General features: G+C 42.0%; 1 protein-coding gene. It reads right to left on the bottom strand.

Annotated features, from left to right (window positions below; translation table 11 throughout):
• Positions 1-92: 92 nt before the first annotated feature.
• On the bottom strand, positions 93-274 hold a 182-nt coding region (locus AAEZ03_RS27290; protein WP_502947971.1), incomplete at its 5' end, for a hypothetical protein.

The following is a 274-nucleotide window of genomic DNA, read 5'->3' as shown; positions in this document are numbered from 1 at the left end:
GTATATAATCAACGATAACTTATGTTGCTCTTATTTTATTCTGTACTATTTTACTTTTGGCGATATCATTTTACTTTGAACAACAGTAGCTTTTATGACTGCCTAGGATACAGCCATTGCGTGCGCAAGGCATCGCAACTATTTTGCCATAGTTGCTCAGCAAGACGAGCTGGTGGCACATCAAGTAACTCACTGAGACTGAGCAGCACCCATGGCAAATTGGCAGGAACATTCCTATTATGATCGGGCGCATCACCCCATTCATTATCAGGAC

It is taken from the genome of Pseudomonas sp. HY2-MNA-CIBAN-0224, assembly GCF_040310285.1.
Lineage (GTDB): Bacteria > Pseudomonadota > Gammaproteobacteria > Pseudomonadales > Pseudomonadaceae > Aquipseudomonas > Aquipseudomonas helleri.
Note: the sequence above shows the minus strand (reverse complement) of the source record. Positions and strands in the feature narration are given on the sequence as shown.